General features: G+C 40.3%; 19 protein-coding genes, 1 tRNA gene and 1 pseudogene. 12 read left to right on the forward strand and 9 right to left on the reverse strand.

Going from position 1 to position 21,765, the window contains the following annotated elements:
* Positions 1–7: 7 nt before the first annotated feature.
* The 5 genes from PQO01_RS16120 to PQO01_RS16140 are packed head-to-tail and all read right to left on the reverse strand — an operon-like array spanning position 8 to position 3,799.
* Positions 8–394 (reverse strand): DUF3010 family protein, encoded by a 387-nt coding sequence (locus tag PQO01_RS16120; RefSeq protein WP_274315113.1) that lies wholly within the window; start codon positions 392–394, stop codon positions 8–10.
* 7 nt (positions 395–401) lie between these two features.
* Positions 402–977, reverse strand: coding sequence for a thioredoxin family protein (locus PQO01_RS16125; RefSeq protein ID WP_274315114.1), 576 nt, complete (start codon positions 975–977; stop codon positions 402–404).
* Between the two features lies 1 nt (position 978).
* Positions 979–1,497 carry an NUDIX hydrolase gene (locus tag PQO01_RS16130; RefSeq protein ID WP_274315115.1) on the reverse strand — a complete coding sequence of 173 codons (519 nt, stop codon included), beginning with the start codon at positions 1,495–1,497 and terminating at the stop codon, positions 979–981.
* Positions 1,498–1,505: 8 nt separating this feature from the next.
* Positions 1,506–2,321: an NAD(+)/NADH kinase gene (locus PQO01_RS16135; RefSeq protein WP_274315116.1), complete on the reverse strand. Its 816-nt coding sequence runs from the start codon at positions 2,319–2,321 to the stop codon at positions 1,506–1,508.
* Positions 2,322–2,350: 29 nt separating this feature from the next.
* Positions 2,351–3,799, reverse strand: coding sequence for a DEAD/DEAH box helicase (locus tag PQO01_RS16140; RefSeq protein WP_274315117.1), 1,449 nt, complete (start codon positions 3,797–3,799; stop codon positions 2,351–2,353).
* 145 nt (positions 3,800–3,944) lie between these two features.
* Here PQO01_RS16140 and PQO01_RS16145 point away from each other — a divergent pair, with 145 nt between their 5' ends.
* From PQO01_RS16145 to lpdA, 3 genes are read left to right on the forward strand one after another with little or no spacing between them, the layout of a single operon-like run.
* Positions 3,945–6,710 carry a 2-oxoglutarate dehydrogenase E1 component gene (locus PQO01_RS16145; protein WP_274316150.1) on the forward strand — a complete coding sequence of 922 codons (2,766 nt, stop codon included), beginning with the start codon at positions 3,945–3,947 and terminating at the stop codon, positions 6,708–6,710.
* A gap of 17 nt (positions 6,711–6,727) precedes the next feature.
* Positions 6,728–7,978 carry a 2-oxoglutarate dehydrogenase complex dihydrolipoyllysine-residue succinyltransferase gene (gene odhB / locus PQO01_RS16150; RefSeq protein WP_274315118.1) on the forward strand — a complete coding sequence of 417 codons (1,251 nt, stop codon included), beginning with the start codon at positions 6,728–6,730 and terminating at the stop codon, positions 7,976–7,978.
* 12 nt (positions 7,979–7,990) lie between these two features.
* Complete coding sequence (lpdA, locus tag PQO01_RS16155; protein ID WP_274315119.1) at positions 7,991–9,394, forward strand: dihydrolipoyl dehydrogenase; 1,404 nt, start codon at positions 7,991–7,993, stop codon at positions 9,392–9,394.
* Between the two features lie 149 nt (positions 9,395–9,543).
* Here lpdA and aat read toward each other — a convergent pair whose 3' ends face one another.
* Both aat and cobA read right to left on the reverse strand, forming a co-directional pair.
* On the reverse strand, positions 9,544–10,227 hold the full coding sequence (aat, locus tag PQO01_RS16160; RefSeq protein ID WP_274315120.1) for a leucyl/phenylalanyl-tRNA--protein transferase: 684 nt from the start codon (positions 10,225–10,227) through the stop codon (positions 9,544–9,546).
* Complete coding sequence (gene cobA / locus PQO01_RS16165) at positions 10,208–11,590, reverse strand: uroporphyrinogen-III C-methyltransferase (RefSeq protein ID WP_274315121.1); 1,383 nt, start codon at positions 11,588–11,590, stop codon at positions 10,208–10,210. The genes aat and cobA overlap by 20 nt, the downstream gene beginning before the upstream one ends.
* 176 nt (positions 11,591–11,766) lie before the next feature.
* Between cobA and PQO01_RS16170 the strand changes: the two genes are divergently transcribed.
* The 5 genes from PQO01_RS16170 to PQO01_RS16190 all read left to right on the forward strand — a co-directional run bounded on the left by PQO01_RS16170 (position 11,767) and on the right by PQO01_RS16190 (position 15,630).
* On the forward strand, positions 11,767–12,630 hold the full coding sequence (locus tag PQO01_RS16170; RefSeq protein ID WP_274315122.1) for a hypothetical protein: 864 nt from the start codon (positions 11,767–11,769) through the stop codon (positions 12,628–12,630).
* Between the two features lie 2 nt (positions 12,631–12,632).
* A complete protein-coding gene (locus PQO01_RS16175; protein ID WP_274315123.1) occupies positions 12,633–13,097 on the forward strand; it encodes a SixA phosphatase family protein in 465 nt (154 codons plus the stop codon).
* Complete coding sequence (gene rlmN / locus PQO01_RS16180) at positions 13,090–14,118, forward strand: dual-specificity RNA methyltransferase RlmN (RefSeq protein WP_274315124.1); 1,029 nt, start codon at positions 13,090–13,092, stop codon at positions 14,116–14,118. Before PQO01_RS16175 ends, rlmN begins: the two co-directional genes overlap by 8 nt.
* 472 nt (positions 14,119–14,590) lie before the next feature.
* Positions 14,591–15,223, forward strand: a complete 633-nt coding sequence (locus PQO01_RS16185) for a hypothetical protein (protein ID WP_274315125.1) — start codon at positions 14,591–14,593, stop codon at positions 15,221–15,223.
* Positions 15,224–15,300: 77 nt separating this feature from the next.
* Complete coding sequence (locus PQO01_RS16190; RefSeq protein WP_274315126.1) at positions 15,301–15,630, forward strand: hypothetical protein; 330 nt, start codon at positions 15,301–15,303, stop codon at positions 15,628–15,630.
* A gap of 82 nt (positions 15,631–15,712) precedes the next feature.
* Here the strand turns inward: PQO01_RS16190 and PQO01_RS16195 are convergent, their stop codons facing one another.
* Positions 15,713–16,951, reverse strand: a complete 1,239-nt coding sequence (locus PQO01_RS16195) for an IS4 family transposase (RefSeq protein ID WP_274312963.1) — start codon at positions 16,949–16,951, stop codon at positions 15,713–15,715.
* A gap of 36 nt (positions 16,952–16,987) precedes the next feature.
* On the opposite strand from PQO01_RS16195, the gene PQO01_RS16200 reads away from it, so the two are divergent.
* The 4 genes and pseudogenes from PQO01_RS16200 to PQO01_RS16215 all read left to right on the forward strand — a co-directional run bounded on the left by PQO01_RS16200 (position 16,988) and on the right by PQO01_RS16215 (position 21,075).
* The gene (locus PQO01_RS16200) at positions 16,988–17,386 is read left to right on the forward strand and encodes a hypothetical protein (protein WP_274315127.1); all 399 of its coding nucleotides are present in this window, start codon (positions 16,988–16,990) and stop codon (positions 17,384–17,386) included.
* 86 nt (positions 17,387–17,472) lie between these two features.
* A pseudogene (locus tag PQO01_RS16205) lies at positions 17,473–18,792 on the forward strand (IS1380 family transposase).
* Positions 18,793–19,023: 231 nt separating this feature from the next.
* Positions 19,024–19,497 (forward strand): hypothetical protein, encoded by a 474-nt coding sequence (locus tag PQO01_RS16210; RefSeq protein ID WP_274315128.1) that lies wholly within the window; start codon positions 19,024–19,026, stop codon positions 19,495–19,497.
* 108 nt (positions 19,498–19,605) lie between these two features.
* Complete coding sequence (locus tag PQO01_RS16215; protein ID WP_274315129.1) at positions 19,606–21,075, forward strand: IS5 family transposase; 1,470 nt, start codon at positions 19,606–19,608, stop codon at positions 21,073–21,075.
* Between the two features lie 589 nt (positions 21,076–21,664).
* Here PQO01_RS16215 and PQO01_RS16220 read toward each other — a convergent pair.
* Positions 21,665–21,736 (reverse strand) — tRNA-Gly (locus PQO01_RS16220).
* Positions 21,737–21,765: the final 29 nt, after the last annotated feature.

The following is a 21,765-nucleotide window of genomic DNA, read 5'->3' on the forward strand; positions in this document are numbered from 1 at the left end:
GTCTAAATTATAAATTAGAAAGTGCAGCTAGATAAGCTTGTTCTTGATACTTTTTCATTGCGGGCAAAGTATCGACTGACTTCGCTAAGCGATTCAGTTCCGGGCCCGCAACTAATTTAACCGGTACCGAAGAAGCCAACTGAACCAAGCCTTCAATCTTAAACGAACTAGCCCCACCCGCAAACTTACCCTTCTCAAGACGTTTTTTAATGCTAATCACATCGGCATTCGTAGTCTCGAGCCATGCTTTTAAGTGCTCAAAAAAACTCTGCACACATACTGAATCATAGGAGTCTTCTAATTCAATCTTTGTCGCTTCTTTGATTTCGTCTGCCGATTCAAGTACGACTAAAACACAAGTACTACTCTTGATCTCGATACCTAAACTTTTCATTTAAGTTCTAAACTAAATCGCAGGCTTCGATGGGCATCCAGTGGTGATCTTTACCATCCCATTTCACATTGCAACCAATGGGATTGGTTTGAGGAGTTGAAACGGCTTGGCCTTCTTTAAGCTCTGTTAGTGTACGGTCAAGGTCAAAGATGGAGGGGCTTTGCCCTACACGAGGCTTATCGACGGCACGGCCAGTATAAACTAATTTGCGTTCTTGATCGAAAACATAAAAGTGCGGTGTGCGCAAAGCTCCATACGATTTTGCCACAGCTTGACTCTCGTCATGCAGGTAAGTCCATGGGAATTTATTTTCTTCCATGCGTGTGACCATATGATCAAATGAATCCTCGGCATATGTATTGACTGAGTTTGAGTTAATACCAACAAAGTCTGCGATATCCGCAAAACTTTCGGCAGTCTTACGGGTACTTTCATCTGAGCCAATAACATAGGGACAGTGATTACAAGTAAAGAAGATCACGAGAAAATCTTTTTTGAAATCATTGAGTGAATAGGTTTTTCCATCTGTTGCAGGAAGTGAGAACTCAATTGCTTGTTTGCCAATTTCTAGTGTAAATGCCATCTTAAATCAATCCTTCTTTTTGTAAAAAATAAACGCCCACAAAGACTTTTAAGTCTAGAGCACAACCCTCTGCTTGTTTTTTTGAGATAAATGAATGAAGCTCTTCAAAGGGTACCAAGTGAGTAATAATCTCTTCATCATCGACTCCTCCTCCCTCAGAAACTTTATCCAAGTCCCAGGCAATGTAAAGATCATTTGCCTCGTCGCTCATCCCTGCTGATACAGGACCATGAACTACTTTTTTGAAATTTTTGGCTAAATAACCCGTTTCTTCTTCTAATTCGCGTTGAGCAGCTTTATAGCTTTGCTCACCTTCGTAGCCGTCGTCGCCAACCAAGCCAGCGGGGAGTTCGATCACAGGCGCATTCATCGGCACACGGAATTGTTCAATCAGTATTAATTCTTTTTTGTCTGTAACGGCCGCAATCACAGCAGCTGAAATGTCATTGGGACGAGTCACCCATTCCCAGTTACCCGTCTTCCGGTAGTGTAAAAACTTGCCTTTGTAAATTTCTTCCACTGCGACCTCTAATGCGTTAAGCCACGTTCAACTGCTTCTGCGAGTTCACGTCGTCTTGCTTCAAAGTCGACACCTGTACGAAAGGCTAAAGTCACTTCGTGCTCAGTGGGTTCAATGATAATTTGATCAATCTCTTTCGCTTCTTGCTCATAACCGTCTGCATAAGCATTAATTTTACGACGAGAAGTACATTTTATGGTGATTTTTTGTGGTGAGCAAACGCTAGAAGGGTACGGGCCCGTTGCCACGCCTCCCACATACCAAGTACGTGTATCTAAAGGTAAAACTGCCGACGATCCACGTGCATTCAGAGCAAAGCCCGTCGTTCCCTGAGGACTCGAGACAAAAACCCCATTGCCTTTCACGGTACGATTGCGAAAATGGCTCAGTTCTCCCGTGATTTCAAAAGAAATAAAGTCGGCAATATTGCCACCACAGAAAATGTCATTAAAAGCTAGGTACGACACTTGATCGCCAGAGCGATTAATAAAATGTCCTTTCATCAGTTTTACACTCACTAAATGCAACTCTTCTTTGAACATGGGGATTTCGTGTGGATCCTGAATTTGATTCATCAAGAAACCCAAAGTCCCACAATTGACACCAAACAAAACTTTGCCGCTATCAAAAGTCGTTCTTGCCGCACGAGTCATACCACCGTCACCACAAGCAACCAAGTAGGCATTAGCTTTGGATTCATCATCCGTTACTAGACCTGCATCAAAAAGATCTTCCTCTATCCAACGGCGTACGAAATTAGAACGTTCGGAGCCCAACTCTGATAGATCGGGCAATAAGGGGTAATAGATAAGCTTTTCTTTCATAAGTCTCTCGTTAATCTTATTAAATCAATCTACCGACGTTTTTGCGTTCTTCGCAATTCAACCTTGAGGATATGGCCAGAAATCTTTGTTTTTTGTAGAGTTGTCAGCACTCGACTCGACTTTTCTCGTAAAACACCGAGCAATGTATGCTTGTCATTAACTTCTATGTAGCCAATATCTTCATCATTTAAACCACAGTTTTTTGCTAGTATCTTCTTCAGCAAGCCATTATTGAGCCCCTGTTTTTTACCGCCGTAAACGATAATGCGTGAGCAATCTTTCAAACTTGCTTTTTTGCGGACACCCTCTTTCTTTTTTGTTGTGAGAGGCTTTTTAGAAACCTGCTTTTCATCCATAATTTGATTGAAGCTGACACGCAACATTTCTCTACCTGTGCGTTCCTCAAAAGACTTAATAGTTTTTTCTTTACGGCCATTATAATAAGAAATCACTAAACCACTCTTGCCTGCACGAGCGGTACGCCCTGATCTGTGCACGTAGTCCGGAAAGTCATAAGGTAAGTCGTAATTGATAACTAATGGGAGCCCAGGAATATCAATCCCCCGCGACGCCACATCTGTTGCCACGAGAATTCGCACTTCTTTATCTCTAAAGAGTTTGAGTGCTTGATTCCGTACATTTTTCTCCATTCCTGAATGAAGGGGGTGAACATCTAAGCCTAAGTCATCAAGTTTTTCTGCGACTTCATCTACACGTTCTTTGTGATTACAAAAAACAATGACTTGATCTTTATTGTGCTTTTTAAGGAGTTTCTCTGTAAGCTTCAAATGGTTTTCAGGATAAACTGAAACCGCCCATTCCTCCAACTGCTCTTTATCTCCAATATTAGAGCGATCCTCAATAATAACGGGCTTCTTTAGTAGAGTTTTGGAAAAGTTCTTTATGTCGTCAGTAAAAGTAGCTGAACACAAAACCGTTTGAACCGATTTTGGCAAATCTTTAAGAATACTTGTCACTGCTTCTCTGAAGCCCATATCAAAAAGACGATCAGCTTCATCGATCACTAACATATTAATACAATTACTATTGAGTAAGCCCTGCCCTTTGATATCGACTAAACGTCCTGGAGTTGCCGAGATAACTTGTGCTCCTCGCAAAGATTTTTTTAATCCCGCTAATTTTGAGCCTCCCGTAACTTCGGCCACACGAAAATTGTCTAAGCCCTTACCCAATTTAATAAACTCTTGTGAGATCTGTTTACAGAGTTCACGACCAGGTGTCAGGACCAATACCTGTGGATGCTGAATATCACTGCGCAAATGCTGTAATGCGGGAATAGCAAACGCTGCTGTCTTACCCGTTCCCGTTTTTGCACGCACCAAGGCGTCTTGTCCCTGTAGGATCACCTTTAAGGATTTGTTTTGGATGGGAGTTGGTTTTTTATACCCAGCTGTATATATCGAGCTGAGGATAGATTTCTTTAGTCCCAAGTCCTGAAACTGTACATTTTTGTTCATTTTTTGGCCTTTATGAAAAAAAGTCTTTACAATATTGTTATAAGCTAGAAAACATTTACATTTTTTATCGAGAATTTATGACATCTCTTTGATTTCTTAAATACATGTTCCATTATAAGCAAGTTTATAAATTAATACCACATAAATACAACAAAAAAGACTAAATCACATGAGCAGCTCAAACGTCACGGACAACGCCAATCCGGCGTACATTGAAATGATGCTCCAAAAGTTCAAAACCGAACCCAATTCGGTAGATGCTTCTTGGCAGCAGTTTTTTCAAGGTTATGAACTAGGTATAGACAAGCAAGAAACACTCGAAGCCACCTCTTATGTAGAAAAAGAAGTTAAGATCATGAAATTGATCAATGCTTACAGATCTCGAGGTCACCTCATTTCAAAGACAAACCCGATTCGTCCCAGGCGTCTTCACCAAGCTGACTTAACCCTAGATTATTTTGGTCTAAGTGATGCTGATTTAGAGGAAGAATTTGACGTCGGTCATGAGATCCGTTTGGGTCGTGCAAAACTGAAAGATATTATCTCACATCTCGAAGACACTTATTGTGCTTCTATTGGTGTTGAATATCGCTATAGCCAAAGCTCAGAAATGCGTCAGTGGTTACACGAGCGTATGGAATCTAACGCCAACAAACCCAACTACAATAAAACACAAAAAATGGGTATCCTCAAGAAGCTCACACAAGGTGTGGGTTTCGAGAAATTCCTCGGCGTAAAATACGTTGGTCAAAAACGTTTCTCTCTTGAAGGTTTAGAGGCTTTCATTCCGGCAATGACCGAACTATTTAACGAAGGTGCACGCTTAGGCGTTCAAGAATTCGTGATGGGTATGGCTCACCGTGGTCGTCTCAATGTTTTAGCGAACCTTTTCGAAAAAGAATACAAAGCCCTTTTCCAAGAATTTGAAGGCCATGCACTTCCCGACGACGTCGGCGGTGATGGCGATGTAAAATATCACATGGGTCACTCAGCTGACGTAGTTACTGAAGATGGTAACCCACTTCACCTTTCTCTCGCAGCAAACCCTTCCCACCTCGAAGCTGTTAACCCAGTTGTTCTCGGTCGCGTTCGTGCGAAGATTGAAGAGCTCTACGAGAATGATCCCAACAAGATTGTCCCCATTCTCGTTCATGGTGATGCCGCTATCTCTGGTCAAGGTATTGTCTACGAAACCTGTAACATGGCGAACCTCGACGGTTACGGCGTTGGTGGTACTATTCACGTTGTACTTAACAACCAAGTTGGTTTCACAGCTAACTACCGTGAAAGCCGTTCAAGCCTTTACTGTACAGACATTGCTAAAGTTCTCAACTCTCCGGTTTTCCACGTTAATGCCGATGACCCTGAAGCAGTTGTTCATGCCTGTACTACGGCAATTCAACTCCGCCAAAAATTCGGTTGCGACGTCTACATCGATATCCTTGGTTACCGTCGTCATGGTCACAACGAAGGTGATGAGCCTCGTTTCACTCAGCCACTTCTTTATAATGCCATAACTAAGCACCCCACTGTCCTCGACATGTACATCAAGCGCCTAGTTAATGGTGGTCAGATCATCGAAAAAGAAGCTGACGGCATCGTTAAAAACTTTAATACACAACTGCAAAAAGCTTTAGATACGACTCGTGAACTCCAGGATAAAACTATTCAAGTTAACTTCCTCAAGAAACAGTGGAGCGGTATTCGCAAAGCCACTCAAGCAGAATTTGAGAAATCGCCAAAAACAGGCGTAAAGAAAACGACTCTTAACAAGATCGCTAAAGGCATTACAGATATTCCTGAAGACTTCAACATCCTCAGAAAACTCCGTAAAATCATTGAGCAACGTCGCCACCTCTATTTTGATAGCGATACGGTTGACTGGGGTATTGCCGAGCATTTAGCCTTTGGCTCTTTGCTTCTCGAAGGTCACCCTGTAAGAATTTCAGGTCAGGATTCACGTCGTGGTACTTTCTCCCACCGTCACTCCTATCTTATCGATGAAAAAGATGAAATGGAATACGTTCCACTAAACTCTATCGATAAAGACCAAGCTAAATACACAGCTTATAACTCCCACCTTTCTGAATACGGTGTTTTAGGCTTCGAATACGGTTACGCTCATACACTTCCTAGTTCATTAACTATTTGGGAAGCTCAGTTTGGTGACTTCGCCAATGGCGCACAAACCATTTTTGACCAATTCATTTCATCTGCCGAATCAAAATGGCAACGTATGAACGGTATCACTTGTTTCCTCCCTCACGGCTATGAAGGCCAAGGTCCAGAACACTCAAGTGCTCGTCTCGAACGTTTCCTCTTACTCGCAGCTGAAAATAACATGATTGTTGCTAACCCAACAACTCCTGCTAACCTTTTCCACCTCTTAAGACGTCAGTTAAAAGCCACATATAGACTTCCTCTTATTGTGATGACTCCAAAGAGTCTCTTGCGTCATCCCAAAGTTATCTCTCCTGTGAGTGAGTTAACTAAAGGTGAATTCAAAGAAACAATTGATGACGACTCTGTAAAAGACGCTAAAAAAATCGAACGCCTAGTTCTTTGCTCAGGCAAGATCTACTATGAGCTCCTGGCCGAAAAAGAAGAACAAGGCTACGATAACGTCGCTATCGTTCGTGTTGAACAATTCTACCCCACTCCTAAAGACCAAGATACTGCACTCCATAAGAAGTATGGCCATTGTAAAGATTGGTACTGGGTTCAAGAAGAACCACAAAACATGGGTGGATGGTATTTCATGAGAGCTCGTTTGGATCACTTACGTCACGACATCAAGTTCGTTTCGCGTAAAAAGAGCGCGAGTCCGGCAAACGGCCTCATGAAGCGTGAACTCGCCTTCCAGGATAAAGTTATTAAAGGGGCTTTCGATGGCCTCAGCAGCAAAAAATAAGCAAGGATTTTTGAAAAATGAGTATTGAAATTATAGTTCCCGCAGCTGGCGAATCAGTTACTGAAGCAGATATCGCTCGCTGGTTCAAAGAAGATGGTGAATACCTCGAGCTTGATGAACCTATGGTAGAACTCGAAACTGACAAAGCTTCACTTACGGTTACAGCTCCTGCAGCTGGTACTTTGCACATTAAAGTTGAAGAAGACGAAACAGTTCAAGTTGGCGATGTTATTGCTATTATTGAAGAAGGTGAAGGTTCATCTTCTGCAAGCACTGAAGCTGTTGAAGAAGAAGTCGAAGAAGAGACTACAAGTGCTCCAAGTATTGACATGGCTTCTCCTGCGGCTCGTAAATTGATTGCTGAAAATAACATTAGTGCACAAGACGTTGCCGCTACAGGTAAAGATGGTCGCATCACTAAAGAAGACGTTATTCAACATTTAGCAGCTCGCGAAAAAGTTCTCAATATCCCAAGCTCTATTCCAAATGTACAAGATGTTGCGAAGAAAGGCGCGAGCCCAGCTCCAAAAGCTGCTCCAGCACCTGCTCCAGTTGCTGCTACAGAAGCTCGCGGTATACGTACAGAAAAAATGTCTCGCCTCAGACGTACAATTGCTCAGCGCCTTGTTGATGCACAACAAGAAGCTGCCATTCTTTCAACTTTTAATGAAGTTGACATGTCTGCAGTTATGGACTTGCGTAAACAGCACAAAGACGAATTTAAAGACAAGCACGAAATCGGCCTAGGTTTCATGTCTTTCTTCACAAAAGCTGCCGCGATTGCCCTACAAGAATTCCCTATCATGAATGCTCAAGTAGATGGCAACTCTATCATCTATCACGATTTCGTTGACATGGGTATTGCCGTTTCAACTCCAAAGGGACTTGTGGTTCCAGTGATTCGTGACTGCGATCAATTAAACTTCAGTGGTATCGAAAGAAAAATCCGTGAACTCGCACTCAAGGGTCGCGACATGGATTTAACTCCGGAAGAAATGACGGGTGGAACTTTCACTATCACAAATGGCGGAACTTTCGGTTCTATGCTTTCTACTCCCATTTTAAATCGCCCGCAAAGCGCCATCCTCGGTATGCACAATATTGTTCAGCGTCCCGTGGCAGTTAACGGCCAAGTAGAAATCCGTCCTATCATGTACCTCGCAGTGAGCTATGATCACCGTATTATTGACGGTTCTGATGCGGTTCGTTTCCTCGTGAAGATCAAGACTCTTCTCGAAGACCCAACTCGCATGCTTTTAGAACTCTAGGATAATCGACTCATGGAAAAATTTGATTTAATCGTTATTGGCGGTGGCCCTGGTGGCTATGTATCAGCTATTCGTGGTGCACAAATGGGCATGAAAGTTGCTTGTGTTGAAAAATACTCAACACTTGGCGGCACATGCTTAAACGTCGGCTGTATCCCCTCAAAAGCTCTTCTCGATTCATCTGAGCACTTTCACCAAGCTAAAGAAAAATTTGCCGTTCACGGCATCCAAACTGGTGACTTAAAAGTTGACTTCACTCAAATGATCAAGAGAAAGACTGATGTTGTGGATAACACCACAGAAGGTATCAACTACCTCTTCAGCAAAAACCAAGTCACTCGTCTCGAAGGCTTAGGGTCATTTGTTGATGCCAACACTGTGAAAGTTACGGCACAAGACGGTTCTGAAACTCAATATCAAGCTGATAAGTTCATTATTGCCACTGGTTCAAAACCAGTCGATCTACCTTTCATGCCTTGTGACAAAAAGCGTATCATCACTTCTACAGAAGCCCTCACACTTGAGAAGCTTCCTGAATCAATGGTCGTTATTGGCGGTGGTGTTATTGGTCTCGAACTCGGTAGTGTTTATGCTCGCCTTGGAACAGAAGTCACTGTTATTGAATTTATGGATCGCATTGTTCCCCCCATGGATAAAGAACTCGGCAAGACACTCCAACGCTCACTCAAAAAGCTCGGTATCAAATTCCATCTCTCCACCAAAGTAACTGGTGCAACTGTCAAAGGTGATAAAGTCACTGTGACTGCCGAAGACAAGAAAGGCAAAGAACTTTCTTTCGAAACGGATCACGCCCTCGTTTCTGTTGGTCGTCGACCTTATACAGATGGCCTCAACCTTCAAGCTGCTGGCGTTGAAGTCGGTGAACGCGGATTCATCCCAGTGAATAATCACGGACAAACTTCTGCTTCGCATATTTTCGCTATTGGCGATGTTATTGGCGGTGCTATGCTCGCTCACAAAGCTGAAGAAGAAGGTGTATGTGCGGTAGAATTCATGAATGGCGAAAAACCTCACATGGATCACGATTTGATTCCAGGTGTTGTTTATACTTGGCCTGAAGTGGCAAGCGTAGGTAAATCTGAGGAACAACTCAAAGAAGCTGGTATTAAATTTAAAACTGGTAAATTCCCCTTCCGTGCTTCAGGTCGTGCTCGTGCATCTGAAGAATCCGAGGGATTTGTTAAAGTTCTTGCTGATGCTGAAACGGACAGAATCTTAGGCGTACACATGATTGGCCCACGTTGTGCCGATATGATTGCCGAGGCTGTTTTAGCTATGGAATACCGTGCTTCTGCGGAAGATATTGGTCGCGTTTGCCATGCTCACCCGACTTATACTGAATGTTTTAAAGAAGCTGCTTTAATGGCGACAGAAAATCGTCCCATTCATATTTAAAATAAACTTATGTTAATTAGTTAAGTTTAGGCTTGCCTAATTAATAAACACACTTAGTATGCTCTCATATGCGAACTCCATTGATCGCGTTTGTTTAGGTAGGGGCTAAGAATCAGGAACCTTTGATTTTTAGTCTTTTTTAAAAGAGCTTACAAAAAGATATCCTGGGGAGAGTACTTTTTCCAGGATTCATTTTTTTTAGGCTTAGCCAAAGCCTCTTTAAGTTGCTCCATATAATCTTCACGAGCAATATCGATCCCCCCAAGACTCAGTAAATGATCATTATTAATTTGGCAATCAAGTAAATTAAAATTCCACTTTTGCGATTGGCGCACTAAATAATGAAATGCCACTTTAGAAGCATCTGTCACTGTGTGGAACATGGACTCACCAAAGAAAGCCTGACCAATGGAAAGTCCATACAAGCCCCCTACTAATTGGCCATCTTTATAAGTTTCTATACTGTGGGCAATCCCCATTTCATGAAGTTTATTATAGGACTCTATAAAATCTTCTGATATCCAAGTATCATCACGTAGAGCTGCACAAGAACGAATCACAGCACCGAAGGCCTGATCATATTTAACTTCAAATTCGCCTTTCTTTATGCGTCGAAGTAAAGATTTTGATGGCTTATAATTTTCTAAATCGAGTACCATACGTGGATCGGGACTATACCACATGGGTGGCTCATCATGCCAAGGAAAAATCCCCGATTCATAAGCCAGGATTAATCGCTCTGGATGTAAGTCACCTCCAACGGCCAAAAGACCATTTTCGTCTGCGTAATCTACAGGAGGAAAACTAAGTTCTTCATTGAGCAGAAAGAGCATTAAGGTATTCCCTAGAGATCAATTGACGCAAAGATTCAGAAACCAAGCCCTTCGCCTCAGTAACTTGGGCAACTTGATTGTAGAGGCATTCAAAACTCACGGCCACTTCTTTGTTTAGACATGTGTAGTTAACGCCGTCCTCAAGCTCACTATGGATCCCATGGAAATCATAGACTGAGCGCGAATCTAAAAAGATCACATCATCAAACTCAGGGAACTTCATTTCACTAGCTTTATAGGCGCTTAAATCACCAAGGCAGATCGGTTTGGCTCCTGAGTATCGCAAAAACTTTTCTTCACGCTTCCATAATGCTTCATTATCGCCACAAACTATGACGCGACGTCCCAACAAGGGTGAATAAGATGGGAAGCTTTTTACCCCTGCAGTATCACCAAAAACGATCAAGCCGGGGGGACGTAAATTATTCTTTTCTGCGAGCTCCGCAATGTTAATGAGTTGACCACGTAATTCCTGACAATCACTACGCCCCAAGTTCATGGCGAGCATTGCTGGCAAATCTTCCGGATAACCTGCTTCCAGTAATTGAGAACATATTTTTTTGATGGAAAGGATCCCCATGTAGATCACTAATGTGGCACGATCAAAGTGCATCAGTTGATTCAGTCCACCACCCGCTTGGCGCGCTGTGGTTAAAATTACTCGATCACTAACCCCTCGTGAAGTTAAATAAGTGCCCGTACAGGGTGCTAAAGCTTGAGCCGCGGTAATCCCTGGGCTAATTGTCCAAGAGAGCTCATATTCCTGAAGAAAATCAACTTCATCCTGAATTCGTCCCAAAATCCCTGCGTCTCCACCCTTGAGGCGCAAAACTTTGCGACCATCGCGAACGGCATTAAAAATCAACTCATTTATTTCACCTTGATCAAAAGAAGTTGAGTCGCCACGCTTACCAACGTATTTTCTCTCGGTATTGGGGCCAATATGATTGAGAATTTGTGGATTCACTAAGGCATCGTAAAAACAGACATCGCAATTCTTTAAGTAATTGAGGCCTTCGACAGTGATCCACTCAGGTTCACCTGGCCCTGCTCCCACAAAACTCACTGGAAAAGTAAAAACTTGTCGCAGTTTTGTAAGTTCATCATTGCCCTTCAAAAACACCACGGCAGCAGTTTCGTGAATGAAGTAATCGTAAGGCTCCTTAACTGATCCCGGAAAATCTTCCTGAGGCCAAACAAAAAAATCTATCAGTCCATCTTTGACTTCAATCAACATTTTGTGATAGTCTTTGGGCTCAGAGTTTTCTTGTAAATTAAAATCTACCTCTGGCATCAAGTCGGCAAATTTCATCACTAAGTTTTTCGCCTGTGCCATACAGAAAAAGTTGCCTGCGTACTTCATATAAATCTCTTCAAATTAATCATGCATTGAGTATAAGCACTGAAGCGAATTAGTCAAAGTTAAGCCCTTTAACTGAAGCAGAATCCACGAAGAGTTATTAATTCGTCTTTACGCTTTAAGTTTTTGAGTTACTTTCCAAAAACATTTTTATATTTCATTAAATTTTAAGGACTCACATGAAATCATTTGTCATTGCTTTTATTGCAGGCATTATCGCTGGTGTTGCCTATAGCTTTTTACCTGACGCAAGTTGGGGAACAAGTATTGCCGGTCTCATCACAGCTCTAGCTGTTTACTTTATCGTTAACCGCAAGGTCAACGCAAAACTCATGCTCATCGTCAATGCAAGCCAAGACCACATTCAGGCTACGCAAGATAAAGTACGTAAAAAAATGAATGCCATGCAGAGCAAGCCAGGACTCAACCAAGCTGCTGCTCAAAAAACTCTTGAAGCCATGCAACAAGAAGGCATTGAAGAATCAATCAAAATGCTCGAAGCTGCTGATAGTCTCTTTTCTTGGAGTATTCTCGCTAGAAAGCAAGTCAGCACAATCAAATACCAACTCTACTTCAGCCTTAAAAAATTCAATAAGGCAGATGAGCTCGAAGGCGATATCCTGCTCTTTGATCCACAACTCGTGGCAATGAGAATGGCTCGCGAATGGATGAAAACACCTTTCACCAAAACAAGTAGCCCTAAAGAAATCGAAAGCTCAAGCATTGCTAAACTCTTCAAAAAAGGAACTTCACGTGCAAAGGGCACTACCGGAGCTTTCCTCTACAATACTTACGCTTGGATGCTCGTTAAAGCTGACAAAAGCAAGATGGCGCTCGAACTACTTACAAAAGGTTTGGATAAATGTGCCGACGACGTTACTAAAAGCAACCTCGATATCTTACGCAATAACCAAGCTTCTAAACTTTCAAACAAAGCTTACTCAGAACGTTGGTACTCATTGCATTTAGAAACACCTCCTCAAGCCAAACCACAAAAGCAAAAAATGCGCCGTGGCCGTAACCAAGGCTTCCAACCTTTCTAATAATGCTAGAACTCATCATACTGCGCCACGCCCATGCCGGCGAGGCCCTTACTGATTTTGAACGTCCTTTGCGAGACAAGGGACGCCAAGAAGCACTTGAAGTTGGCAAAGTTTTTGAAGACAAAGGCATTTTCCCCGATTACGCTGTCGTGAGTCCCGCAGCACGAACTAGCGAGACCTATAATCTCGCCAGCCAAAACTGGCCAGACTGCCCTCTTGTTCAACCACAAGCCATCTATAATGGTAGTCTCAATAGTTTGCTCGAAGCCTTAAGCCAAATTCCTGATACGGTTAAGCGTGCCATTATTGTTGCACACAATCCCGGAGTGAGCTACCTCGCTGAAGAGCTCAACAAAAACAATGATTACCTAGCTTTTAGTCCTGCTGACTGGTGCCACATGACTTTAGCCATCGACAAATGGGAAGATATACACCCCACTTGTGCGACAATCCTTAGTTATGCCTAGCCTGTTCGACCACCAAGAGCTAGAAAGCTTTTTTAATAAACATCAATTCCCCTTGCGAAAGCGTCGCAGTTTTAGACGACTTTTCTTTAGGGAATTCAATAGCCTTGACGAAGCCTTTGCTCAAAGTGATTTTGCCGATCAAGTTCGCCAGCATTTCGATATCCCAAAACTAAAAATAGTTTCTCGCCAGGATTCTCAGATTGATGGAGCCACAAAATTGCTTCTACAAACTGAAGATGGCCAGAATATCGAGACCGTTATTTTACGCATTGGAACTGGTCGTACATCCCTGTGCATATCGTCGCAAGCTGGTTGTACGGAAAAATGCACCTTCTGCTCAACTGCTACACTAGGCTTCAAACGCAATCTTAGCTTAGGCGAAATCATTGGCCAAGTCATGCTAGCAGGTGAAATATTACGTGAAGAAGATCGCAAAGTGCGCAATATCGTATTCATGGGTATGGGTGAACCTCTACGCAATACGGATAATGTCTTAAAGTCACTCGACATCATGCTTTCTTCTGCTTACATGGGTTTGAGTTCCAAACGCGTTACCGTTTCCACTATTGGTATCACCGAGAACATCAGCAAGCTCCGTGCGGCATTCCCCGAGGTCAATTTAGCGCTTTCGCTGCACGCCTCCAATGACGAAGTTCGTAACATCCTCATGCCCATCAACAAAACTTTCCCCATGGAGAAAATCAAAGAGTCCTTGCTCTCGGCCCAAGAAAGTAGCTCAGGCGATCTCATGATTCAGTACCTCCTCATCAAGGACTTAAATGATTCCCCTGAACAAGCCCTTGAGCTCGCTCAGTTTTTAAAAGGCATTGACTGTATCATCAATCTTATCCCGTATAACGACTCTATGGGTATGGGCAATTGGAAGAGCTCCAGCGAAGAAAAAATGTTTGCCTTTCAAGACATCCTGCAAGAACAAAACTTCCAAGTCACACGACGCCACTCATTAGGTCGCGATATCGACGCTGCCTGCGGCCAACTCGCCGCCAAAAATCAAAAATAATACCCCCACCACTTTTCACTAAGCCGACATTAGCTAAATAGTTTTGGAACGCCTGCTCTTGCCTCCCTATAATTTCTAGGTAATTGTTTGCCACTATCCAACTCTTGTGTAAGCTCACAAGTCTTAAAAAACACCCATCAAAACACTACGCTCTAAACTCCCTCATTATTTTGGCGCACTCCTTGGTAAGTTCATAATAAAATTTCGGGAACTTATTGCTCAGTGAGCAATAATTAGTTAATCCTCCTATTAATCAAGTTTTTAAACTCTTTCGCATCGCTTCGATCCTTGTAAATACGACAGCAAAATACTATCCTAAAACATACTGAAACTGGAGAGGAGTTTTTATATACATACTGACCATAGCCCCTTTTTCACATTGGTGCCCTCAGCACTTTTGATGCGGAGCCTGTCTAGCTATAATGAAAGGTATGCATAACCCTTGATTCCCCGAGTTAGCTAAATATACACAATGAAATTATTAAAAAACATAGAATCATTCTTAAAGAAGAAAGACATTGATATAGAATTGGAAATCAGTAAACCATTACCGAAATCAGAAGTAGATAAATTCTTTGATAAATTTTATCCAAAAGTTCATCTATCCATCAAATCGTTTTATATAGAAAATTGTAACGGATTTTCCTTATATTGGGAACACGGAAACGATTGTGGAAACATGGAGTTTGATTCATTAACAGATATACAAGAAGGGTACGCAGAATTTCAGGAATATGTAGCTTTCATAATCAACAATGCATATGAAAACTGTATTGAAGATCAGTATAAAAATCAGGCGAATGACATTCTTGAAAGAATGAAAAATTGGTCACCATTAAGATATGAAGGTAATGGGGACTCAATAATATTAGATTTAAAAACTGGTGAAATACTATTCAACTTTCATGATTGGTTTGACGGATTTGGAACATTAAAGAAAAACAATGGAATCTTTATATCTAAATCTATTACAGAGTATCTAGATAACTGGTCTAATTATTGTTTTGTAGAACCCAAAAATTTAATTGATGATCTAATTTTCGAAAACAAAAAAATCTCATTTAATGATCTGAATTTTAATAAAGAATTTAAAATAGAAAAATAGCTAACAAGAAGCCGGAAGGGAGATTTTCGCTAAGGATCAATCTCCCTCAGCTTAGACGTTATGGAATAATAAAAAAAATGACTTGGCAATATATAAAATTAAATAGCTCGAATAAGGATTTGACGATCAAGGCTCCTGACGGAGATATAAAAGATCTTCAATGTAATGTTATATCCTCTCCCACTGATGGCTACAAACAAGTAGTTAAAGATCCAAATAGCTTATTCACAACATACTCATTTCATCTTCCATATAAAAAATTTAAAAATCTGCTGGGAATAAGAAGTGGCTTAGAAAGTGGAGATAAAAGAATAAAAGGTGGCATAGATTTTTATTTATCCGAAAACGGTAAAAATGTAAATAAGAATGAAGATGACTCACAATCATCCCATAAATCTTTAAAATAGCCTTATCCGCTTAACCTTTGAGCTTAGAAACTTCTCTTTTCTAAAGAGGGGGTTTAACGGTTTTTACTAAAACTGAGCTTAATTAAACACATGCTGTCCCATAGAATGCTTTATCAAAGTTAGGTAAATACGCTTGATCTGGAACTGCTTTGATCTTTGGAGGATCACTGGCTGTCCCACAAGTTTTCAAAAGAGATGATAAATCGAAATAGCTCCACAAAACACCTCGGATTAGAGTCGTAATTCTTGAAAAGGAATGTGGCCACTGAGATCTAAAAGCTAAAAACCTTAGTAAAACATACGTAAGTAGAGCCGTCCAAACTTGCCATTGAATTGCATTTTTATTATGACCTAAGAAGTCAGCTAGCTTCAAGTTTTGTTTTAGTTGTTTAAAGAAAACTTCAATACCCCATCGCGATTGATAAATAGAAGCGATAGAGCTTGGTGCCCACTGTAAATTATTACTTAGAAATTTCAGGGTCTTCATTTTTCCATCAACCTCAACATTAGTGGTAACTAATCGGAGGACTTTGGGGTAATGTTTTTCGGTATTCACCCCATTCAGTTTAATGAGTTGATCTGAAATGATATCCCCTTTAGAGGGCCGTTCCTCAATTATATCATAAGTCATATTGTCTTTAGAACGAGTCACCCAATTGACTCCTCGGGCATCAAGGTGAAAAAGGTGCTTGAAATCAACATAAGCTTTATCGAAGACAACGATTTCACCATCTTTAATGGTAGCACACATCTCCTTGGCTTCTGTTGAATCATGAGTATTAGCTTCTTTAACAATTGCATAGGAAGGTAAAAAAGTTTGAAGGTTTAATTGCATATGACATTTAGCCGCAGCTTTGCGGCGACGATGTTTGGCCCAATTCAAACAATGAGCTACTAATTGAATTGTCGTAGAATCAACCGCATATACGGCTCTTTTGAAACGTTGTGGAAAGTTTGAATTCTGTTTATCTAAACCAAAGCTAGGAAGTTGAGACTGCAGTGACTTTAAAACTTCCCAAAACAAATCTTCCGCCATTGCTGCATTTCGTGTTCGATTGGCATTTGAGAAAGTGTTTCTTTTTGGTGCTGTCGCACCTCTAATCTGAAATAATGAACTGGAGTGATAATGCAAACCATCACATACATCATTTAAACTTAGAGCATGAGAGAGCTGAGTATACAATAAACTTACGACGTGACTCCACGAACTGAATTTACGAGTCTTTATTCCATGCTTCTTAGCAAGTTTATTAACTATGTGAGGTGGGATTAATTGGCAGATCTGTTTTAAGGTTGATAGATTACTTTTGTTTGGCTTCATTGTAGTTCCTTTATTTGTGGTAATTTAAAGTACTCAATGAAGCCAGACTTACTTTCAGTTAGTCCAATTTATCATTTCTTATGGGATGACTGTGAAGATGACTTTTTAATTAAACACATTGATCAAATGTTACCTAAATTCATTATTACTCATAAACACACAGAAATTGAGTTAAACAAAAAGTTTATTTTAGATGATTGCAAAACAAAAAAAGTTTTAGTACAAATATCTCTGAATAAAGGTATGGAATATATAGACGGTTATAATGTCAACAAAGTAACCGATGAAAAACAAATGCTGATTGATGCATGTAATAAATGCCTAAAACCTAAAGGGAAAAAGTACCCTATTATAAAATCTACTGATTTTGATACATATTCAAAAGACTATGGAAAACACCAAGATGAACAATATGTACCTGAATCCGTGAGCTGATCTTAAAAAACAGCTTAAAAACAAGAAAACCTGTTGGTTTATAGTAATTTAAGTTACGACACCAAAATCACCCAACAGGTTTTCTCATGAATAAAGCATTTAAACTCGACACAGGCAATGATTCCCTTCACAGTATTGGCGGAATATTTTTAGGTGGCCAAGTCCTTCAACAAAGTGAAATTGACGATGAGTTCAATACAGATCACAAGGCCAATCATATCTTTCAAGATCTAGATATTTTCAAATCACAGGTGGGGTTACTGATTCAGGGGCGTGAACGCTTCACAGATATTAGTCAGTTTCGTGAAAACGAAGTCTTTATGAAATCACTTGGATTAAACAAAGTTCCATCCGAGGAACGTTTGCGTCAACGACTAGAAATCATGTCTTCTGAGCATGAAGTGCATTTAAAATCAGCGAATACAAACCTGCTCAAAAAACAGTGTATAGGTAATATATCAAAAGGGGGGATGAATTTTATTCCACTCGATATGGATGTATAACCCATGGATAACTCCGGTAGCCATAAAGAAAATGTGAGTTGGACATATAAAAATCATGACGGATTTTCTCCCATGTTTGCCTACCTTGGAACTGAGGGCTTTATGCTAAATAATGAGCTGCGTCCAGGTTCACAGCATGTACAAAAAGGGATGCCAGAGTTCTTAGATGACAGCTTTACTATGATCAAAAAATTAAAGCTTAAGCACCCCGTACTACTTCGTTTAGATTCCGCTCACGATGCTGAGGTTAATTTCGGACACCTTCCTGATGATCAATATTTTCTGATTAAACGGAACCTTAGAAAGGAATCTAAAGAACAGTGGCTATCCAACGCACGGCGTTTAGGGCGACAGCTTAAATCTCGAGATGGTAAGAGTGTCTTTGTCGGTGAACTCCATCACAAACATCCTGGAAACAATGAAGAACATAAAGTGGTTCCTGTTATTTTTAAAGTTACGGAACGACTCGAAGATCAAGATGGCAATCGACTTTTGATGCCAGAAATCGAAGTGGAGACCTATTGGACGAATTTACCTTTAGAAGCCGAGGATGTGATCGAACTTTATCACGATCATGGAACCAGTGAGCAGTTCCATAGCGAATTGAAGAGCGATATGAATGTAGAGCGTTTACCCTCAGGGAAATTTAAAGCGAATCAATTCTTTTTGCACTGCGCTATGCTCGCTTTTAATGTGCTCAGAGTCATTGGTAATCACCTTATCCATAATAAATCTTTGGCTCCAATTAAAATCAAAGCCCAACGACGCCGCCTACGGTGCGTGATACGTGACTTGATTTTAACCGCTTGTAAACACGTAAAGCACGCAGGAGATGAAACTCTCAAGTTTGGTCGACATAGCCCTTGGTTTAAGCTGTATCAAAAAATATCATTTAGCCTTTAATCCACTAATAAGAAGTTTATTGCAAAGCTCTTTTATTGAGTTTTGTGCTTTACTCTGTCCAAGTTGGGTGAATTGCCTTAGAAATTGCTATATTTACTATCCTTAGACACCTGATCACGAGCGATAGGCTTAAGAAATAAGGACATCTCACAATCTGGGATAAAAACGATCTAAGAATTACTCGACCAAACCATTATCTCATGAATCTCAAAACCTGATCACGGATTCAGGATGTATTTCATCAGTTGTACTTTTTTACATATGAAGGGGCATTTACCAAAAAACTACAAGAATACTTTTTCCCGAATAAAAAAATTGATTTATCAAAACCAAAAATCAAAAATCAAAAATCAAAAAGATTTGGTTAATTACACAGTAAAAGTTATCGAAACAATAAATGATGAAATTAGTAGAACACGTCTTACAGAACCATTCTGGAATGAACAAAGAAAAAAAGGTGGTATTACTCATCCTAAATCTCCAAAAACAGAGCCAAATATTCAACCTACATTGTACTGGAGAATTCTATCTTTAATTTCAGGTACTGGAATCCATTGTTGTCGTGAGCCTTCAATTGGTTCAGGCGATTTAGATTTTCAATTTTCATATACAACAAAATCTAGCAAAGATTTGTTTCTCCCAGTAGAATTTAAGCTTGCACATGGAAATATTGATCATGGTATAGAAACTCAGTTACCTATTTAGGGCTCACTTATTAAGTCATATATTACTTATAGTCAATGAGATAAGTGGTAATTATTCTATATTACATGCAAACAAAACCCCTCAAAACAATCATTAGGTTTGCATAAGATGTATAAAAATACGGGCACAGAGCCCAAAATGGCCAATCTACCTTATTTTCTAGACGGAACACTCAATATCAATAATCGCTGGGTCAAGCTAGCGGCAACAATACCATGGAAAGATGTAGAAGAAATTTATGCACTAAATTTCACCAGCCATACTGGGCCCAAAGCTCTACCTGCAAGAACTGCATTTGGTTCCCTGATCATTCAAGTAAAGCTGAGTTTAACTGATGAAGAAACTGTAGAAATGATTTCTGAAAACCCCTACCTTCAATATTTCTTGGGGTTTGAAAGATATAAGCAGGAATCACCTTTTGATCCGAGTATGATGACTCATTTTCGAAAGCGTTTTGGAGCTCAGGATATTAAAGATATTGATGATTTATTACATAAAACAACACGTCCAAAAGAAGAAGACTCCGATAAGGATTCAGACAATGATCCTCCGTCAAATAAGGGTGCTTTAATTGTTGACGCTAGTTGTGTCCCTGCTGATATTCACTATCCAACAGATCTTGGTTTACTAAACAAAGCCCGCGAAAAAACTGAAGAAATCATCGATATTCTTTGGCGTCATCGCTTTAATACCGAAGATAAGGTCAAGCCTCGGACTTATCGTGAAGACGGCAGAAAAATCTTTTTAAGTGTTGTCCTAAAAAAACGTGTATCGAAAAAGAAAAGGCGTGAAGTGATTAATAGACAACTTCATTGTGTAAGGAGGAACCTCGCTAGTATAAATGAACTCAAAAAGCATGCCAATCTGGGGCTATTGAAACCTAGTTTATACCGCGAACTACTGGTGATCGGGACACTTTATCAACAACAGCAATACATGTATGATAATAAAGTAACAAGTGTTGATGATCGCATTGTAAGTATTCACCAACCACATATTCGTCCCATTGTTCGCGGGAAAGCTGGAGCTCATACAGAGTTCGGAGCTAAAATATCTATCAGTGTCGTCGATGGCTGGACCTTTGTCGATACGATTAGTTTTGATTCTTATAATGAAGGAACCGAACTAATTTCACAAGTTGAAAAATATAAAGAGCGTTTCGGTTATTATCCCGAATCAGCACATGCTGATAAAATCTACCGAACTAAAGAAAATCGAGCGTATTGTAAAAAACACGGAATAAGGATAAGTGGACCCAGTCTTGGAAGACCTCCCAAAGATGCGATTTTACGTGAAGAACAAAAGGAAATACAACGCCAGGATGAAGCTATAAGAAATGAAGTAGAGGGCTGTTTTGGTGTAGCCAAAAGACGCTATAAACTCGATCGAATCTTTACGAAAACCAGGACTTCATCCGAAACACTTATTGCTTTAGTATTCATGGTGATGAACTTGGATAAGGCTTTAGCCTTTTTGTCACTTTTCGGCCAGTATTATAAGCAGCTATTCGCCCACGTTTATTGTTTTATAAGTCTCATTAACGAGAATGAGCATTTCAAAAGGCGAGTAATTCAGTAAGCCCTATTTACATCAATGAGTTACAAGCTAAATCTGGTATTTATTGGGTTATGTGGTTTAAAGATCAAAAGGTATTTTTAGAACCGAAAACACACGAAACCTTAGAAGATTTAAAAACGTATCTTGAAAGCAAAGCTGAACTATCCAATTACAGAATAATAGTATCTACAGTAGACTGTTCTATAAAAAATAGTGCATCAAAAAAACAACCATAACCAACGAATCGAACTGATGGTTTAGCTACGCTTTGATATGCGCTTTAAAAGCTCATCTAGATTCTTCTAAAGCATCCTCACTCTCTTTCTAAGAAATGGGGCCACAACTTCCTGATTGTGGCCTTTTTTGTGCCTATATGGAACGAACAAAACACCGCTAAGATAAAAATATTAATGCTAATCGTCTTTATTATCTGAAGGATAAAAAGTCTCTGAACGACGTTATAGAAGAAAACTTCTGGAGTTTTTTCACAAGATTATTAGGCTTTTTAAAAAACTAGTTTTGGGCAAGGTTTAGGGAGGGGTTGTCAAGGTTTTTGGTCAAGCACAAAAAAACGGTTTATAGATAATTCTATAAACCGTTGATTTTTAAGAGCGAGTGATGAGACTCGAACTCACAACATTCTGCTTGGAAGGCAGATACTCTACCATTGAGTTACACTCGCGTTTTGTGTTAGTAAGATGCCTATTCCTG

The organism is Lentisphaera marina (assembly GCF_028745505.1).
Classification (GTDB): domain Bacteria; phylum Verrucomicrobiota; class Lentisphaeria; order Lentisphaerales; family Lentisphaeraceae; genus Lentisphaera; species Lentisphaera marina.

What these genes read in the sequence shown, in the direction of transcription:
- PQO01_RS16120 (WP_274315113.1), bottom strand. Translation starts at nt 394, where the DNA reads ATGAAAAGTTTAGGTATCGAGATCAAGAGTAGTACTTGTGTTTTAGTC.
- PQO01_RS16125 (WP_274315114.1), bottom strand. Translation starts at nt 977, where the DNA reads ATGGCATTTACACTAGAAATTGGCAAACAAGCAATTGAGTTCTCACTT.
- PQO01_RS16135 (WP_274315116.1), bottom strand. Translation starts at nt 2,321, where the DNA reads ATGAAAGAAAAGCTTATCTATTACCCCTTATTGCCCGATCTATCAGAG.
- PQO01_RS16140 (WP_274315117.1), bottom strand. Translation starts at nt 3,799, where the DNA reads ATGAACAAAAATGTACAGTTTCAGGACTTGGGACTAAAGAAATCTATC.
- odhB (WP_274315118.1), top strand. Translation starts at nt 6,728, where the DNA reads ATGAGTATTGAAATTATAGTTCCCGCAGCTGGCGAATCAGTTACTGAA.
- lpdA (WP_274315119.1), top strand. Translation starts at nt 7,991, where the DNA reads ATGGAAAAATTTGATTTAATCGTTATTGGCGGTGGCCCTGGTGGCTAT.
- aat (WP_274315120.1), bottom strand. Translation starts at nt 10,227, where the DNA reads ATGCTCTTTCTGCTCAATGAAGAACTTAGTTTTCCTCCTGTAGATTAC.
- cobA (WP_274315121.1), bottom strand. Translation starts at nt 11,590, where the DNA reads ATGAAGTACGCAGGCAACTTTTTCTGTATGGCACAGGCGAAAAACTTA.
- PQO01_RS16170 (WP_274315122.1), top strand. Translation starts at nt 11,767, where the DNA reads ATGAAATCATTTGTCATTGCTTTTATTGCAGGCATTATCGCTGGTGTT.
- PQO01_RS16175 (WP_274315123.1), top strand. Translation starts at nt 12,633, where the DNA reads ATGCTAGAACTCATCATACTGCGCCACGCCCATGCCGGCGAGGCCCTT.
- rlmN (WP_274315124.1), top strand. Translation starts at nt 13,090, where the DNA reads ATGCCTAGCCTGTTCGACCACCAAGAGCTAGAAAGCTTTTTTAATAAA.
- PQO01_RS16185 (WP_274315125.1), top strand. Translation starts at nt 14,591, where the DNA reads ATGAAATTATTAAAAAACATAGAATCATTCTTAAAGAAGAAAGACATT.
- PQO01_RS16190 (WP_274315126.1), top strand. Translation starts at nt 15,301, where the DNA reads ATGACTTGGCAATATATAAAATTAAATAGCTCGAATAAGGATTTGACG.
- PQO01_RS16195 (WP_274312963.1), bottom strand. Translation starts at nt 16,951, where the DNA reads ATGAAGCCAAACAAAAGTAATCTATCAACCTTAAAACAGATCTGCCAA.
- PQO01_RS16200 (WP_274315127.1), top strand. Translation starts at nt 16,988, where the DNA reads ATGAAGCCAGACTTACTTTCAGTTAGTCCAATTTATCATTTCTTATGG.
- PQO01_RS16210 (WP_274315128.1), top strand. Translation starts at nt 19,024, where the DNA reads ATGTATTTCATCAGTTGTACTTTTTTACATATGAAGGGGCATTTACCA.
- PQO01_RS16215 (WP_274315129.1), top strand. Translation starts at nt 19,606, where the DNA reads ATGTATAAAAATACGGGCACAGAGCCCAAAATGGCCAATCTACCTTAT.